This is a genomic window from Methylobacterium sp., from assembly GCF_019745455.1.
GTDB lineage: Bacteria > Pseudomonadota > Alphaproteobacteria > Rhizobiales > Beijerinckiaceae > Methylobacterium.
Genome location: NZ_JAIETD010000020.1, coordinates 19,039 through 34,318 on the forward strand (window position 1 = coordinate 19,039; position 15,280 = coordinate 34,318).

15 protein-coding genes are annotated in these 15,280 nt (G+C 67.7%); 5 read left to right on the plus strand and 10 right to left on the minus strand.

Annotation, left to right across the window (positions count from 1 at the left end; translation table 11 throughout):
- Nucleotides 1-34: 34 nt before the first annotated feature.
- The 7 genes from K2Y56_RS03375 to K2Y56_RS03405 all read right to left on the minus strand — a co-directional run bounded on the left by K2Y56_RS03375 (nt 35) and on the right by K2Y56_RS03405 (nt 5,469).
- Nucleotides 35-1,057, minus strand: coding sequence for a zinc-binding dehydrogenase (locus K2Y56_RS03375; protein WP_292505037.1), 1,023 nt, complete (start codon nt 1,055-1,057; stop codon nt 35-37).
- A gap of 54 nt (nt 1,058-1,111) precedes the next feature.
- Nucleotides 1,112-1,390 carry an SH3 domain-containing protein gene (locus K2Y56_RS03380; protein WP_292505040.1) on the minus strand — a complete coding sequence of 93 codons (279 nt, stop codon included), beginning with the start codon at nt 1,388-1,390 and terminating at the stop codon, nt 1,112-1,114.
- 8 nt (nt 1,391-1,398) lie between these two features.
- A complete protein-coding gene (locus tag K2Y56_RS03385; protein ID WP_292505043.1) occupies nt 1,399-2,157 on the minus strand; it encodes an SDR family NAD(P)-dependent oxidoreductase in 759 nt (252 codons plus the stop codon).
- Nucleotides 2,154-3,437 (minus strand): beta-ketoacyl-ACP synthase, encoded by a 1,284-nt coding sequence (locus tag K2Y56_RS03390; RefSeq protein WP_292505046.1) that lies wholly within the window; start codon nt 3,435-3,437, stop codon nt 2,154-2,156. Before K2Y56_RS03390 ends, K2Y56_RS03385 begins: the two co-directional genes overlap by 4 nt.
- Nucleotides 3,438-3,524: 87 nt before the next feature.
- Complete coding sequence (locus K2Y56_RS03395) at nt 3,525-4,670, minus strand: beta-ketoacyl-ACP synthase (RefSeq protein ID WP_292505048.1); 1,146 nt, start codon at nt 4,668-4,670, stop codon at nt 3,525-3,527.
- Nucleotides 4,667-5,134 (minus strand): 3-hydroxyacyl-ACP dehydratase FabZ family protein, encoded by a 468-nt coding sequence (locus K2Y56_RS03400; RefSeq protein ID WP_292505051.1) that lies wholly within the window; start codon nt 5,132-5,134, stop codon nt 4,667-4,669. Before K2Y56_RS03400 ends, K2Y56_RS03395 begins: the two co-directional genes overlap by 4 nt.
- Nucleotides 5,135-5,169: 35 nt before the next feature.
- Nucleotides 5,170-5,469 (minus strand): acyl carrier protein, encoded by a 300-nt coding sequence (locus tag K2Y56_RS03405; RefSeq protein ID WP_292505054.1) that lies wholly within the window; start codon nt 5,467-5,469, stop codon nt 5,170-5,172.
- Nucleotides 5,470-5,814: 345 nt separating this feature from the next.
- On the opposite strand from K2Y56_RS03405, the gene K2Y56_RS03410 reads away from it, so the two are divergent.
- Nucleotides 5,815-6,909: an AI-2E family transporter gene (locus K2Y56_RS03410; protein WP_292505058.1), complete on the plus strand. Its 1,095-nt coding sequence runs from the start codon at nt 5,815-5,817 to the stop codon at nt 6,907-6,909.
- A 65-nt stretch (nt 6,910-6,974) separates the two neighbouring features.
- Here K2Y56_RS03410 and acnA read toward each other — a convergent pair whose 3' ends face one another.
- Nucleotides 6,975-9,674 (minus strand): aconitate hydratase AcnA, encoded by a 2,700-nt coding sequence (gene acnA / locus K2Y56_RS03415; protein ID WP_292505060.1) that lies wholly within the window; start codon nt 9,672-9,674, stop codon nt 6,975-6,977.
- A 279-nt stretch (nt 9,675-9,953) separates the two neighbouring features.
- Between acnA and ccmA the strand changes: the two genes are divergently transcribed.
- Together ccmA and ccmB are read left to right on the plus strand one after the other, a co-directional pair.
- The gene (gene ccmA / locus K2Y56_RS03420) at nt 9,954-10,610 is read left to right on the plus strand and encodes a heme ABC exporter ATP-binding protein CcmA (protein ID WP_292505063.1); all 657 of its coding nucleotides are present in this window, start codon (nt 9,954-9,956) and stop codon (nt 10,608-10,610) included.
- The gene (ccmB, locus tag K2Y56_RS03425) at nt 10,607-11,275 is read left to right on the plus strand and encodes a heme exporter protein CcmB (protein WP_292505065.1); all 669 of its coding nucleotides are present in this window, start codon (nt 10,607-10,609) and stop codon (nt 11,273-11,275) included. The genes ccmA and ccmB overlap by 4 nt, the downstream gene beginning before the upstream one ends.
- 101 nt (nt 11,276-11,376) lie before the next feature.
- On the opposite strand, the gene K2Y56_RS03430 is transcribed toward ccmB, so the two are convergent.
- Both K2Y56_RS03430 and K2Y56_RS03435 read right to left on the minus strand, forming a co-directional pair.
- Complete coding sequence (locus K2Y56_RS03430) at nt 11,377-12,141, minus strand: Fe-S cluster assembly protein HesB (protein WP_292505067.1); 765 nt, start codon at nt 12,139-12,141, stop codon at nt 11,377-11,379.
- Between the two features lie 55 nt (nt 12,142-12,196).
- Nucleotides 12,197-12,874 carry a GyrI-like domain-containing protein gene (locus tag K2Y56_RS03435; RefSeq protein ID WP_292505250.1) on the minus strand — a complete coding sequence of 226 codons (678 nt, stop codon included), beginning with the start codon at nt 12,872-12,874 and terminating at the stop codon, nt 12,197-12,199.
- 271 nt (nt 12,875-13,145) lie between these two features.
- Between K2Y56_RS03435 and dapF the strand changes: the two genes are divergently transcribed.
- The gene (gene dapF / locus K2Y56_RS03440) at nt 13,146-14,030 is read left to right on the plus strand and encodes a diaminopimelate epimerase (RefSeq protein ID WP_292505070.1); all 885 of its coding nucleotides are present in this window, start codon (nt 13,146-13,148) and stop codon (nt 14,028-14,030) included.
- Nucleotides 14,031-15,266, plus strand: a complete 1,236-nt coding sequence (gene mtaB / locus K2Y56_RS03445; RefSeq protein WP_292505072.1) for a tRNA (N(6)-L-threonylcarbamoyladenosine(37)-C(2))-methylthiotransferase MtaB — start codon at nt 14,031-14,033, stop codon at nt 15,264-15,266.
- Nucleotides 15,267-15,280: the final 14 nt, after the last annotated feature.

The window sequence follows — 15,280 nt, forward strand, 5'->3', positions numbered from 1 at the left end:
TGCGATTTCTCCGCCGCGGACACCCCTTGGCGACCTACAGCGTCACCAGGATCTTGCCGAAGACCTTTCGGGATTCGAGGCGCTCCAGGCCCTGGCCGAACTCCGCGAGCGGCAGCACCGTGTCGATCACCGGCGTCAGACCCTCCGCCATCTTCGCCAGCGAGGCGCGAATGTTGGTCATCGAGCAACCGAACGAGCCGGTGATGCGGTACTGCTGCTGGAAGAGCTGCATCAGGTTCATCGACGTCGAGACGCCTGAGGTCGAGCCACAGGTGACGAGACGCCCGCCGCGCTTGAGGCAGAGCAGCGAGCCGTTCCAGGTCTCCGGCCCGACATGCTCGAACACCACGTCGACGCCCTTGCGCTTCGTCAGCCGCCTGACCTCACCCTCGAAGCGCTCGGTGCGGTAGTTGACGACGTGATCGGCGCCGAGGGCCGCCGCCTTCTCGCCCTTGGCATCGTCGCCGACCGTGGTGAACACGGTGCAGCCGATGGCCTTCGCCATCTTGATCGCGGCGGTGCCGATTCCCGAACCCCCCGCATGGACGAGGATGCTCTCGCCGGGCTCAAGCTTGGCGTTGTCGAACAGCATGTGCTGGACCGTGCCGAAGGCAATGGGCGCGCAGGCGGCATCGGTGAAGCTCACGCCCTCCGGCACCTTGATGACGAGGCGCGCCGACATGGTGACGAATTCGCGGGCGAAACCGTCGAGGTGGAAGCCCATTACGCCCGAAACGTCCTCGCAGAGGTTGTCGCGGCCCTCTCGGCAGGCCTTGCAGCGGCCACAGGTCTGGGCGCCGTACATCACGACGCGATCACCCTCGGCGAGGCCCTCGACTCCCTCGCCGACGCCCACGATTTCGCCCGAGGCCTCGGCGCCGACGGTGAGCGGGAGCTTGCGCTTGGCGAAGGCCATGCCGCGAAAACCCCAGACGTCGATGAAGTTGAGACCGACGGCACGCACACGGATCCGGACCTCGCCGGGGCCGGGAGCGGGCGGAGGCTCGACCTCGCTCACGCGCAGGTCGCGGTCGCCGAAGAGTTGGAGGGCTTGCATCAGCTCGTCTCAAATGAGGAATGGCGACCCATATCGGACGAAAGTCATCTCACCTCAATCCGGCGCGAGATAGCGCCGCCGCGCCCAGCCGAGGATTGGGCCGGCCTTGACCCGGCACCAGGTCAGCCTGCTCGGCGTATCCGCGGTGCAGCCGAAGCCGCGCAGGCGGGCGCCGGATGGGGCTTGTCCCAAAGCGACGGCCTCGGCGTCCGGTGTCTCGCGGATGCTCAGGGTGTCGCCCGGCGGCAGGCCGGAGACGCGAAAAGCCTCTTGGGCGGAGGCCGACCCGGCCCAGCACAAGACGACGAAGACGCAGACCGGACGAAAGATCATGCTCGACCTCAGGCGCGATGGACGCCCATCATCGCGGTCAGGCCGCCATCCACCGGCAGCACCGCCCCGGTGATATAGGAGGCCGCATCACTCGTGAGGAAGGTCGCCAGCGCCGCGACCTCATCGGGCATGGCGAAGCGGCCGGACGGGATCTGGCGCTCCATCCCCTCGCGATAAGCGGCGTAAGGCGTCATCATGTCGGTGTCGATGAAGCCGGGCGCGATCACATTCACAGTGACGCCGCGCTTGGCGGTCTCGATGGCAAGCGTGCGGCAATAGGCGATGAGCGCGCCTTTCGTCGCCGCATAGGCCGCGTTGCCAGGATTGGCCTGGAGCGCCGCCACGGAGCCGATGGCGACGATCCGGCCCGAGCGGGCTCGGATCATCCCGCGCACGAGGCTCTTGGCGAGGCGCGTGAGCGACCAGAAGTTCACCTGCATGGCGGCTTCCGCCTTGTCCTGCGCCATCATCGCGGCCAGCACGTCGTAGGATTGCCCGGCATTGTGGACGAGGCCGTGGAAGCCCTCCCCTTCTACGTTCTCGCAGAAGGCGTCGAGCGCGGCTTTGTCGGCAAGATCGAGGGAATGGGCCTGGAAGCGTCGCTCCGGGTACGAGGTCCGCAACTCCGCCATCAGAGCCTCGGCCGCATCACCCGAGGAGCGATAGGTGAAGTCGACATCGCGGCCGGCCGCGGCCAGCCCACGCACGATGGCCGCTCCGAGCCCCGAGGCGCCACCGGTAACGAGGATGCGCCGGGCGTCGCTCATGTCGGCTCTCCGCCGAAGACGAGGCAGGTGTTCTGGCCGCCGAAGCCGAAGGAATTCGAGAGCACGCGGTTGACCGGCATATCTCGCGTCGTCGCGACGATATCGAGGGGAATCGCCGGATCCGGCACCGCGTAGTTGATGGTCGGCGGGATGCGGCCGTGCCGGATCGTGAGGAGCGAGACCACTGCCTCGATCGCGCCGGCGGCGGTGAGCGTATGGCCGATCATCGACTTGTTCGACGAGATCGGGATAGCGCCCATGCGCTCACCGAAGACCGCCATGCAGCCCATCGCCTCCATCTTGTCGTTCTCGGGAGTCGAGGTGCCGTGCGCGTTGACCGTGTCGATCTCCGCAGGCGAGGTGCCGGCATCATCCAGCGCCGCTTGGATCGCCGCGATGATCGGGGCGCCGTCAGGGCTCGACCGGGTGCGATGGAACCCGTCTCCCTTCTCGCCGCAGCCGAGCACGTAGCCGAGGATCTTTGCACCCCGTGCCCTCGCGGCCTCGGCGTCTTCCAGGATCAGGGCGGCGGCGCCTTCGCCCATGACGAAGCCATCGCGATTCTTCGAGAACGGTTTCGAGGCGCCCTCCGGCGGGTCGTTCTGGGTCGAGAGCGCCGAGAGCAGCGAGAAGCGGATCAGCGATTCCGGGTTCACCGAACCGTCGGTGCCGATGCAGAGCGCCGCCGACATTTCGCCGCGCCGTATCGCCTCGACGCCGAGCTGGATCGCAGTTGCCCCCGAGGAACAGGCGGTGGAGAGCGAGATCGGTGATCCCTTGGTGCCGAAACGGTCTGCGATCCTGTCGGCGACGGTCCCGAAGATCATGTAGGGGTGCAGGGCATCGAAGCGCCGGCTGGCGGCCGCCCGCTGCAGCACCGCGTAGGTCACCGGTCCTTTTTCACCGAGAGCCTCGGCCATCGCCCGCCGCTGCGGCCATTCCATCTCGATCGGCGGTACTGCGATGAAGAGCGCACCAGGAAAATCGCCTTTCGTGCCGATGCAGGCCTGGGCCACGGCTTCGTCGGCCGCGCTCTCGGCGAAGCGCTGCGAAAGGGCGGGCGCCACCAGCGGTTCGGCATCGAGGAAGTCGACCGTGCCGGCGATGCGCGTGCGCAGGCCCTCTGTGGGAAACCGCGCGATGGTGTGAATGCCCGAGCGACCGGCCGTCAATGCCGTCCAGTTGTCGTCCTGGCCCTGGCCGAGGGAGGTCACGATGCCGAAGCCCGTCACTGCCACCAGCGGCCGGCCCTTCGAGTCGCGCAGAGGTGAGTTGGTCATCACGCCGTCTCGGTCGATCCGTCGCGCCGGCTCCGGGCGACCCTCATAGATCATTTTTCGGATGATGGCAGCGCAAGTGCCGCCGGCTCAAGGAATGGCCGTCAGGCGCAGCGCGCCCTCGCCGCGGTGATGCCCAACCGTCGTCACCGCGACCTCGCGGGCGCCACGCTCGGCAATGAGTGCCACGGCCAGGGCGGCGCCGAACGGGGCTGTGACTTCGAGGCCATGGCCGGTGACGTCGCCGAGCGTTGTGACCGGCGCGCCCGGAGCGAGGCGCGACAGGGCATCCAATTCCTCGGTGGTCGCGGCTGCAACGCCCGAGGCGCCAGAGATCACGGCATCCGGCGTCGCGATCCCGGCCTCGCGCCAGATTCTGTCGAGGCTTAAGGCGACGGAGCCGGGCTCGCGTCGAGTTCTGTCGCTCGCGACGGGGAAGATCTGCGCCAGCGCCCTGGCTCCCCGTGCGGCGGCGTGATCGGCCGCTTCCAGCACCAGGAAGGCTGCGACGCTGCCGAGGATCATGCCGCCCTCGCCAGCACGCGCCCGCTCGGCGATGGGGCGGTACTCGCCCTTGGCGAGATAGCCGCCCATTTCGTGGACGACCATCACGTCAGGGCGCTCGGCGCTGTAGGAGCCGCCGACCAGCATGGCGTCGAGCTGCGAGGCCGCGATCCGCGCTTGCGCGATGCGCAGGGCATCGGTGCCGGCGGCCTCCTCGCCCATGAAGGTGCGCGAGGCGCCGGTGACGCCGTGGACGATGGCGATGTTGCCAGCGAGGAGGTTCGAGAGCTGGGCCAGGAACAGCGTCGGGCGCAGGTCGTTCAGGAGGTGCTCGTTGAGATAGGCGCCGGGATCGGGGGCATCGCGCAGACCCGTGAGGATCGCGCCGTCGACGGCGGTATCGCGTTCGCCGCCGCCAGCGGCCACGACAAGATGCAAGGCAGACTTGAAGGCTGCATCGTCCTTCACCCCTGCGGACTCAAGGGCGAGGCCGGCTGCGTAGACGCCGAGCCTCTGCCAAGGCTCCATCTGTCGCTGGTCGGATTTCTTGGGGATCTGCCCGTCGAGGACGAGGGGTGCCACCGGATGGACCGGATAGGGTGCGAAGCTTGTCGTATCGATGCGGGCCGGCGCATCGGCATTCAAAGCGTCGAGATGAGCCGCAATGCCCTCGCCGGCGCATGAAACGAGACCGATGCCCGTAACGACGACGTCGCGCCGGTGACCGCTCACGAGAACGGCCCGAAGGCGAGGAGACCGATTGCCTGGGCGCGCTCGCGCATCGGCGCGGCCAGCGAATCCGGGAACGGCATGGTACGGAAGCGCAACTCGGAATCGGCGACGAGCTTGGTGCCGTTGCGGATCGCCGCCTTGGTCACAGCGTAGCCGGAGCCGTCATGTTCGAGGCTGGCTTCGACGGTGAGCGACGCCTCCGGCCCAACGAAACCGCGGAACCGAGCCTTTTCCACCGACATCAGGAACGGCATCAGCTTGAAATCGAGATGGGCGAGGAGAAGGTAGCCGGAGGCCTGGGCCATCGTCTCCGTGAGGAGTACCCCTGGCACGAGCGGATGGCCGGGAAAATGACCTTCGAAAACCGGGCTCTCGCGTGGCACGTCGGCCCGCACGACGATCCGACCGGCCTCGCGGTCGAGTGAGATGACCTGATCGATCATCTCGAAATATTCGAGGCGCATGGCGATCGCTTCGCGCTGGTGGGCTTCGGGTCAGATCAGGCCTTGGCGGCCTTCTCGGCGACGAGGGCGTCGATGCGCGCACAGAGGTTCTTCAACACGAAGTATTCCTCGGCCGGGACCTTGCCCTCGTTGACCTCCTGGGTCCAGCGCTCCAGCGGCAGCTTGATCCCGAAGGCCTTGTCCACCGCGAATGCGATATCGAGGAAGGCGAGCGAATCGATGCCGAGATCGTCGATCGCATGGCTCTCGGGGCTGATGGTGTCGAGCGGAATGTCGGCGGTCTCGGCGATGATGTCCGCGACGCGGTCGAAGGTGACTGTGGAGGGGTCGGACATGGACACTCGCTGGTTTCTCGCACGCCCGGCGGCATCCCTCGCGCTGGGGAAGCGACGTTCGGCGATCGGGGCAGGATGCAGGACGCCCGGTGCCCCCGGTCGCGCGGTCTTGCGACGCGCAGCGCGCCGCTCGACACGGCGGGTGCGCGATGGCGGTGGCTTACACGAGGGGTGTTGGAGGGGCAACCTTGGCCTCATTCCGAGTCTTCTCTGCTTGGCGGTTAAACCTTGACGGTTGAACCATCGGTTGCGACCCCGGGGCGGCGACCTATTCCCCCGTGGCAACTCCGCGCCTATGTCGAGGCCGCGCCGCCCGGCTGCGCCTGAGTCCGAGAGGGCCCGACCATGGACCGACCCCTGCGGGCCGCGAACGACACCGAGCCGGTTCTGACGCGGGCGCGATCACAAGCGATTGCCCGCGTCGCCCTCGTCCTCGCTCTGGCGGCTACGGGCCTGTGGGTCCTGCACCCTTTCCTGCCGGCCTTGGTCTGGGCGGCGATCCTGGCGATCGCTCTCTGGCCGCTCTACGCGAGGGCTGAGCAGCGATGGCCGTCGATTGGCCACCATGTCGCCCTGCCAGCCCTGTTCACGGCCCTCGTCGCAATCGTGTTCCTGGCGCCGCTCGTGGTGCTCGGCGTGCAGGCGGCGCGCGAGGCCCACGATGCCTTGACATGGGCGAAGGAGGCCGAGCTGAACGGCATCCCGGCGCCGGAGATCCTGAACAACCTGCCCTTCGGTGCTGCGCAGGCGATGGCCTGGTGGAATGAGAACCTCAGCCATCCCTCCGCCGGCTCCGACCTGCTGCACCGGTTCGATAACTCCTCGGTTCTCGGCATGACCCGTAGCCTCGGTTCAGAGATCGTCCGGCGCGTCGTGCTGTTCGGGTTCACGCTGGTGACGCTGTTCTTCCTTTTTCGCGACGGTCGGGCGATCATCGCGCAGGGACTAACTGCGAGCGCCAAGCTGTTCGGCCCGCGCGGCGAGCGCGTCGCCCGACAGGTCGTTGCGTCGGTCCACGGCACCGTCGACGGCCTCGTCCTCGTCGGGATCGGAGAGGGCTTCCTGCTCGGACTGATCTATTATTTCACCGGCGTGCCGCACCCGGTCCTGCTCGGGGCACTCACCGCGGTGGCGGCGATGATTCCATTCGGGGCGCCACTGGTCTTCGGAATCGCCGCGCTGCTGCTGCTCGCCAAGGGCGCGATGGTCGCCGCGGCAATCGTCGTCGCGGCCGGCTTGGTGGTGACGTTCGTCGCCGACCATTTCGTGCGGCCGGCGCTGATCGGCGGCACGACCCGCCTCCCCTTCCTTTGGGTCCTGCTCGGCATCCTCGGCGGCGTCGAGAGTTTCGGCCTGCTCGGTCTGTTCCTCGGGCCGGCTGTGATGGCGGCTTTGATGCTGCTGTGGCGGGAATTCACCGACACTGAGTCGCACGCATGAAGCGCATCACTTCACCCCTCTGATTCCCAGGTCAGAACGGGATCAGAGGGGCAGCTTCTTGCTTGTCAGGCCGCTAGCGAGCGCAGCACGTAGGGCAGGATACCGCCGTTGCGGAAATACTCGAGCTCGTCGAGCGTATCGATCCGACAGGTGAGCGGCACTTCCTGCTTGGTGCCGTCGGCCGAGGTAATCACCGCGACCATGGTCTGACGCGGTTTGATCTCGCCTGCGAGCCCCAGCAGGCTCACGGTCTCGTCGCCCTTGAGGCCGAGGGAGGCCCAGGACGTCTCGCCCTGGAAGACCAGCGGCACGATGCCCATGCCGACGAGGTTCGAGCGGTGGATGCGCTCGAAGCTCTCGGCGATGACGGCACGGACCCCGAGGAGCTTCGTGCCCTTGGCCGCCCAATCGCGTGACGAGCCGGTGCCGTATTCCTTGCCGGCGAAGACGACGAGCGGCGTGCCTGCTTCCGCGTATTTCTGCGCCGCGTCGTAGATGAACATCCGCTCGCCCGAGGGTTGGAACAGCGTCCAGCCACCTTCGACGACCTGGCCGGTTTCGTCGCGGACCATCTGGTTCTTGATGCGGATGTTGGCGAAGGTGCCCCGCATCATGACCTCGTGGTTGCCGCGCCGCGTGCCGTATTGGTTGAAGTCCTGCACCCGGACCTGATGCTCCTGCAGGTAGGCGCCAGCCGGAGAGTTCGCCCGGATGTTGCCGGCCGGCGAGATGTGATCGGTGGTGATCGAATCGAGGAACAGGCCGAGGATGCGCGCATCGACGATGTCGGTGACGGGCGCCGGCTCCTTCTGCATGCCCTCGAAATAGGGCGGGTTCTGCACGTAGGTGGAGGTCGAATCCCAGGCGAAGGTCTCGGCTTCAGTGACCTCGACGGCTTTCCAGTAATGGTCGCCGCCGAACACGTCGGCGTAGCGCGACTTGAACAGGGCCGAGGTGATGTTGGCCTCGATGAACGACTGGACCTCCGCGCTCGTCGGCCAGATGTCGGCGAGGTAGACAGGCTTGCCGTCGGATCCCGTGCCGAGCGGCTCCGTCGTGATGTCGATCTGCATCGAGCCCGCGAGCGCGTAGGCGACGACCAGCGGCGGCGAGGCGAGGTAATTCGCCCGCACGTCCGGGTTCACGCGGCCCTCGAAGTTGCGGTTGCCCGAGAGCACGGCGGCCGCGACCACGTCGTTGTCGTTGATCGCCTTCGAGATCGGCGCCGGCAACGGCCCCGAATTGCCGATGCAGGTGGTGCAGCCGAAGCCGACGAGATTGAAGCCGAGGGCGTCGAGTGGCTGCTGCAGGCCGGCCTTCTCGAGGTACTCGGCGACGACCTGGGAACCGGGTGCCAGCGAGGTCTTCACCCATGGCTTCGAGCGCAGGCCCTTGGCCACGGCGTTGCGGGCGAGAAGCCCGGCGCCAATCATCACGCTCGGATTCGAGGTGTTGGTGCAACTCGTGATCGCGGCGATCACGACGTCGCCGTGGCCGATATCGAAATTCGCACCCTCGACCGGATAGCGCTTGGCGATGTCGGCGGCCTTGCGGAACTCGGTCTCCATCGACTGCGCGAAGCCGGGCTTGGCGCCGTCGAGGAGAACCCGATCCTGCGGACGCTTGGGGCCGGCGAGCGAGGGGCGAACCTCGCCCATGTCGAGTTCGAGGGTGTCGGTGAAGACCGGGTCGGGCGTATGGGCATCGCGCCACATGCCCTGCGCCTTGGCATAGGCCTCGACGAGGGCGATGCGCTCATCGGTGCGGCTCGTGACGCGCAGGAAGTCGATGGTCTTCTGGTCGATGGGGAAGAACCCGCAGGTGGCGCCGTATTCGGGGGCCATGTTGGAGATCGTGGCGCGGTCGGCCACCGCCATGTCGTCGAGGCCGGGGCCGTAGAACTCCACGAACTTGCCGACGACGCCCTTCTTGCGCAGCATCTGCGTGACGGTGAGCACGAGATCGGTGGCGGTGGTGCCCTCGGGGAGCTTGCCCGAGAGCTTGAAGCCGACGACCTCGGGGATCAGCATCGAGAGCGGCTGACCGAGCATCGCCGCCTCGGCCTCGATCCCGCCTACGCCCCAGCCGAGCACGGCGAGGCCGTTGACCATGGTGGTGTGGGAATCGGTGCCGACGAGCGAGTCGGGATAGGCGACTTCCGTGCCGTCCTCGTTCTTGGTCCAGATCGTCTGCGACAGGTATTCGAGGTTGACCTGGTGGCAGATGCCGGTGCCCGGCGGCACCACCGAGAAATTGTCGAAGGCCGACTGGCCCCATTTCAGGAAGGTGTAGCGCTCGCCGTTGCGCTCGTATTCGAGGGCGACGTTGTCGGCGAGGGCCTTCGGGGTGCCGAACTCGTCGACGATCACCGAGTGGTCGATGACGAGATCGACCGGCACCAGCGGGTTGATCTTTTGCGGGTCACCGCCGAGCGCCACCATGGCGTCGCGCATCGCCGCGAGATCCACCACGGCGGGCACGCCGGTGAAGTCCTGCATCAGCACGCGCGAGGGCCGGAAGGCGATCTCGGTCTCGACCTTGCCGCGGTTGCCGAGCCAGGCGACGGTGGCCGAGATGTCGTCCTTCTTCACCGAGCGGTCGTCCTCGAACCGGAGTAGGTTCTCGAGGATGACCTTCATGGAGAACGGCAGCGCCGTGGCGTCGGCGAGGCCCGCCTGCTCGGCATGGGGGATCGAGTAGTAGGTGTAGGATTTGTCGCCGACGGTGAGGGTCTGGCGGGAGCGGAAGCTGTCGATCGATGCCACGGTGGTTGTCTTCCTCACGAGCGGTTGTCGAACACGCGCAGGCATGACCTGCGCCACGAAGGTCGTGTTCGGCTGGAGCGCTTCTCAAAAAAGCGCGCGCCGCTCCGGGGGTGCCCGGACAGGATGATGCGCGACGAGCGATTTGGACGCTCGGGATTCGCGCGGCGCAGCCTGGAATCGGTATAGAACAGTTCGAAACGGGCCGCTACGCCGCGCGGTGACACGGGACGGCGTGTGTCGTGTCGAGGTCGGCAGAGAATTGAACGTGCAGGACACCTCGTGCGGCTGACCGCGTCCCATCTCGCCGCCCGCCGCTCCGGCCGCCGCATCTTTTCCGATCTGTCCTTCACCCTCGTCCCCGGCGAGGCGCTGATGGTGACGGGGCGCAATGGCGCGGGCAAATCGACGCTGCTGAGCCTGCTGGCCGGCCGGCTGAAGCCCGATGCCGGCACGATCACGGTGGAAGATGTCGGCGAGGCGACGCTGCCGGAATGTCTTCACGTCGTCGGTCATCGCGACGGGCTCAAAAGTCCCCTGACGGCGGAGGAGAACCTCGTCTTCGCCCGCGATCTCCTCGGCGCGCCGACGCTGAGCCCCAGAGCCGCCCTGGAGGAACTCGGCCTCGGCCATGCCCTGAAGCTTCCGGTCGCCTATCTGTCGGCCGGTCAGCGGCGGCGGGTGGCCTTGGCCCGGCTCCTCGTGTGCCGGCGCCCGCTCTGGCTCCTCGACGAGCCCACCGCCGCACTCGATACCGCCTCGCAGGCCGTGCTCGCCCATCTGATGACCCAGCATCTCTCGGAGGACGGCCTCGTGATTGCCGCGACCCATCAGTCGCTCGGCCTCGAAGGCACCCGCGAACTGAACATCGGCGAGGCGGCGGCACCTCGAGCTGCGACGTCTCCCCTAACTGCGTCGGCGCCCGAGGTATGGTGGTGATCCGCGCCCTCGTCGCCCTCGTCCGCCGCGACCTCCTTCTCGCCGCCCGGGTGGGCGGTTCGGGCGCGTTGTCGCTCGTCTTCTTCCTGATGATCGTGTCGATCGTCCCCTTCGCGCTTGGGCCGGATCTCAACCTGCTCAGCCGGATCGGACCCTCGATCCTCTGGCTCGCGGCAGTGCTCGCCACCTTGATCGGCCTCGACCGACTATTCCAGGCCGATGAGGAGGACGGCTCCCTCGACCTCATGACGGGGGCGCCGGTCCAGATGGAGGCGGTAGTCCTCGCCAAGGTGCTCGCCCATTGGCTCACCACTGGCCTGCCGCTCGCCCTCGCCTCGCCGCTCTTCGGTCTGCTGGTGGCCCTCGACGGCACGACCATGGCGGCGACGGCCCTCACGCTCCTCGTCGGCACCCCTGCCCTCACCTTCGTGGGCGCGGTCGGCGCGGCCCTCACCGCCTCGATCCGCCGCGGCGGACTCATCCTCGCGGTCGTGGTGCTGCCCCTGATGATCCCGACGCTGATCTTCGGAGTCTCGGCGAGCCAGGCGGCCTCCGGCGGCACCGTGCCGTTCGCGACGCCCCTGGTGATCCTCTCCGCCTTGAGCCTGATCGCCGCGGTGATCGGCACCCTAGCCGCGGCGGCGGCCCTGCGCTGGTCTGAGTGACGGTGATTCCGCTCAAGGAGATAGGCTAGGCGGCTTCTCTCCTCCTTGTGGGGAGTGGATGCGTTCAGCTCGGACACGCCGAAACGATTGAGCGCAGCCCGTCAGGACATCCGCCCCCGCTCCGCGAGACGCGCCTGCCCGGTCGGGCAGAGATCGACCAGCACGCAGGCATGGCAGGCCGGGGCGCGGTGGCGGCACACCTGCTGGCCGTGAAGCATCAGGACTTCGTGGTTGTCATAGAGCTCCTGCGCGTTCCAATTTTCGGGGAGCTGCCCCCGCAGGACGGGGTGCGACGGGCCGACATCCATCGACGCCGGAATGAGGCCGGTACGCTGGGCGACGCGGTGGTGATGGCTGTCCACTGGCAGGGCCGGCATCCGGAGCAGACTGAAGGCCAGGACGGCGGCGCTCGTCTTCGGACCGATGCCGGGAATCGCCTCCAACCAGCCCCGTGCCTCCGCGACGGGGAGATCCGCCAAAAAATCGAGGTCGAGTGAACCGCGGCGCTCGCGGACCGCACGCAGGATCGCCTGGATGCGCGGCGCCTTCAGTTCGGGCCAGGTGACGCCGTCGATGAGCGATTCGACCTCCGTTACCGGTGCGTCGAGGAAGGTTTTCCAATCGGGGTACCGCGCTCTGAGCGCCTTGAAGGCACGGCCCGACTCGGCGTTGCGCGTCCGGTGCGAGAGCAGCGAGGAGACGAGTTCGCTGACCGGATCGAGGCTGTGGAAATAGGGTATCGGGCAACCATAGACCGGACAGAGCCGGCGATGGATCTCAAGGGCCGTGTCGCGCAAAGCCGCCGGATCGGGGCTGCGGCTCCTTGATCGAACGGTGAAGAGGTCGGGTGTCGATGCAATTGCCATAAGACGCGAATCCACAAGATTCGCGCATGGTTCCGATCACGTCATCGCGGTGAGGTCACCGGGGCAAGGCGTAGATATTCACCTCCAGCCGATCGTCGGCCCTGTCGCTCAAGTCGGTGACGTATTCCTCGATGAAGCGGTCCTGCACCACCAAGTCCTTGGCGTCGAGATAGGCGGTCAGCGTCTCGTAGGTGCCGTCGATGTCGTCGTAGGAGCCCTTGTGGTTGAAACGCAGGGCCTTGCCGCTCGGGGTGCTGCCGAAGCGGACGTCCTCGCCCAGCGCCGGCTTGCCCTCGGGCACTCCGGTGATCGGGACCATCGCCTCGAAAAGGAAGCCGTCGTCGTCGGTCTTGGCGAAGACCGCGAGGGGCCTTCCGGCCGGAGCAAGGCCGGCCTTGGCGAGCTCGGCCTCGATGCGCTTGAAGGCGCCCTGCAGGGTCGGCACCGCCTCCTCCCATTTGGCACGGCCGGCGAGGATGGCGGCGGGCTTGGCCGGTAGCACGACGTCGTCGACGTCGTTGGTCTCGCCGGGCGTCTCAACCAAGGTCGGCAGCGCGGGAGTGGTGGGTTTCGCTGGCGCCAGCGCCTGGGGGACGGATTGCGCCGGGGCCGGGATCTCGGGCGTCGCGGGCTTTGCCGGATCTGGCGAGGTCGTCGTCGGAAGTGGGTTCGTGACGGCAGGAGACGGAGACTGCGCCAGGGCAGAGGCGGAAACCGCCAGGGCGCCGGCCAAGGCACACGGCAGGACACAGGGCAAGACACCAGGAAGGAGCGAGAGGCGAAGGCGGGTCACTGCGGCACTCCGGCGGCGTCACGTTGAGGTCGCGCGCTTCACCATGGCGCTTCCGTCACCGTATCGGCGAATGGGTCGACCCGCGAGCCATCGCTTGTGCCGTAACGCACGATGGGGCGCGAGCGCGGCGGTTCTGCAACGCCGTCCCGGCGTGCGCCCTCCTTCGCTTTGCCCTATAGGCAGCGGATCGCTAACCCGAGCAAACCCACGCATGAGTCCCCTCGCCCATCGACGCTTCCTAAAAATGCACGGCGCCGGCAACCGGATCGTGGTCCTCGACCTCCGCGGCTCGAGCAACCGGGTCACGTCGGAGGAGGCTCGGCGCATCGCGAAGCATCCGCGCTCAAGCTTCGACCAGCTGATGGTGATCCATGATCCCCGCTCGGCGGGCACCGACGCTTACCTGCGGATCTACAACACCGACGGTTCGGAATCGGGGGCCTGCGGCAACGGTACCCGCTGCGTGGCCTTCGCGATGCTCGACGACCCGGCCATGGCGCGCCCGGCCGAGGGCGGAAGGCTGACCCTGGAAACGGTCTCCGGCCTCGTCACGGTCGCCAGGATGGCCGAGCGCTCTTTCACCGTCGACATGGGTCGGCCAAAGCTCGCCTGGGACGAGATACCCCTGGCCGAGCCCTTCCCAGATACCCGCCGCATCGAGCTGCAGGTCGGCCCGATCGACGATCCGGTCCTGCATTCGCCGGGAGCGGTGAGCATGGGCAACCCGCACGCGGTCTTCTTCGTCGACCGCGATCCCGACAGCTACGACCTCGGCCGGATCGGCCCGATGCTGGAGAACCACCCGATCTTCCCGGAGCGAGCCAACATCTCGCTGGCCTGGGTCACCGGCTACGAGGCTATATGCTTGAGGGTCTGGGAGCGCGGCGCCGGTCTGACCCTCGCCTGCGGCACCGCCGCCTGCGCAGCCGTCGTCGCGGCTTCGCGCCTCAGAATGATCGGCCGCCACGCCACCGTGAGCCTTCCGGGAGGCGACCTCATGATCGAATGGCGCGCCGATGAGCATGTTCTGATGACCGGCCCGGTGGCGCTCGAATGGGAGGATGCCTTCCCGCCAGAGATCTTCGAGGCTGCTTGAGTGGCCGTCGAGACCCTGACCTTCGGCTGCCGCCTCAACATCGTCGAATCGGAAATCATCCGCCTCCACGCCGAGGCTGAGGGCCGCGACCGCGTCGTCGTCAACACCTGCGCTGTGACGGCGGAAGCCGGGCGCCAGGCCCGCAAGGCGATCCGAAGGCTCGCCCGGGAGCGGCCCGGCGCGGAGATCGTCGTCACCGGCTGCGGTGCGCAAGTGGAGACAGAGGCCTATGCGGCGATGCCCGAGGTCGCCCGCCTCGTCGGCAACGATGCCAAGCTGCGGCCCGAGACCTGGCGTGAAAAGCAGATTGGGCCCGCCGAGCGCGTGGCCATCGACGACATCATGTCGGCAAGGCGACCGGCCGCGACCTCCCTCGCGCATCTGCCGGGCCATACCCGCGCCTTCGTGCCGGTGCAGAACGGCTGCGATCACCGCTGCACCTTCTGCGTCATCCCGTTCGGCCGCGGCAACTCGCGTTCGGTGCCCCTGAACGCGGTGGTCGAGCAGGTCGCACGCCTCGTCGACCATGGCGGCCGCGAGGTGGTGCTGACCGGCGTCGACCTTACCGCCTATGGTCGCGACCTCGACGGAACGCCGACGCTGGGGCGGCTCGTGCGCGCCATCCTCGCCCGCGTGCCGGACCTTGCGCGGCTACGGCTCTCCTCGATCGATTCCGTCGAGGTGGATCCCGAACTGATGGAGGCTCTTGCGACCGATAAGCGGCTGATGCCGCATCTCCACCTCTCGCTCCAGGCCGGCGACGATCTCGTCCTCAAGCGGATGAAGCGGCGGCATTTGCGCGACGACGCAATCCGCTTCTGCGAGGAGGTGCGGCGCATGCGGACTGGGATCGTGTTCGGCGCCGACCTGATCGCAGGCTTTCCGACCGAGACCGACGAACAGTTCTCACGCAGCCTCGACCTCGTGCGCGAGTGCGGACTGACGCATCTCCACGTCTTCCCATACTCGCCCCGGCCGGAAACTCCCGCCGCACGCATGCCGCCGGTCGCTGCCGAGATCGTACGCGAGCGCGCTGCGAGGCTGCGCGAGGCCGGTGCGGCGGCGCTCACGCGCCACCTCGACGCCGAGGTCGGCCTGACGAGGCGGGTGTTGACCGAGCGCGGCGGGACGGGGCGGACGGAAGAATTCACGGTCGTTCGGCTTGCCGGCGAGCCCGGCGAGATCACCGACGTCGTGATCGCGGGGCACGATGGGCGGGTGCTGATCGCGGCTTGATGAACCCGCACTCT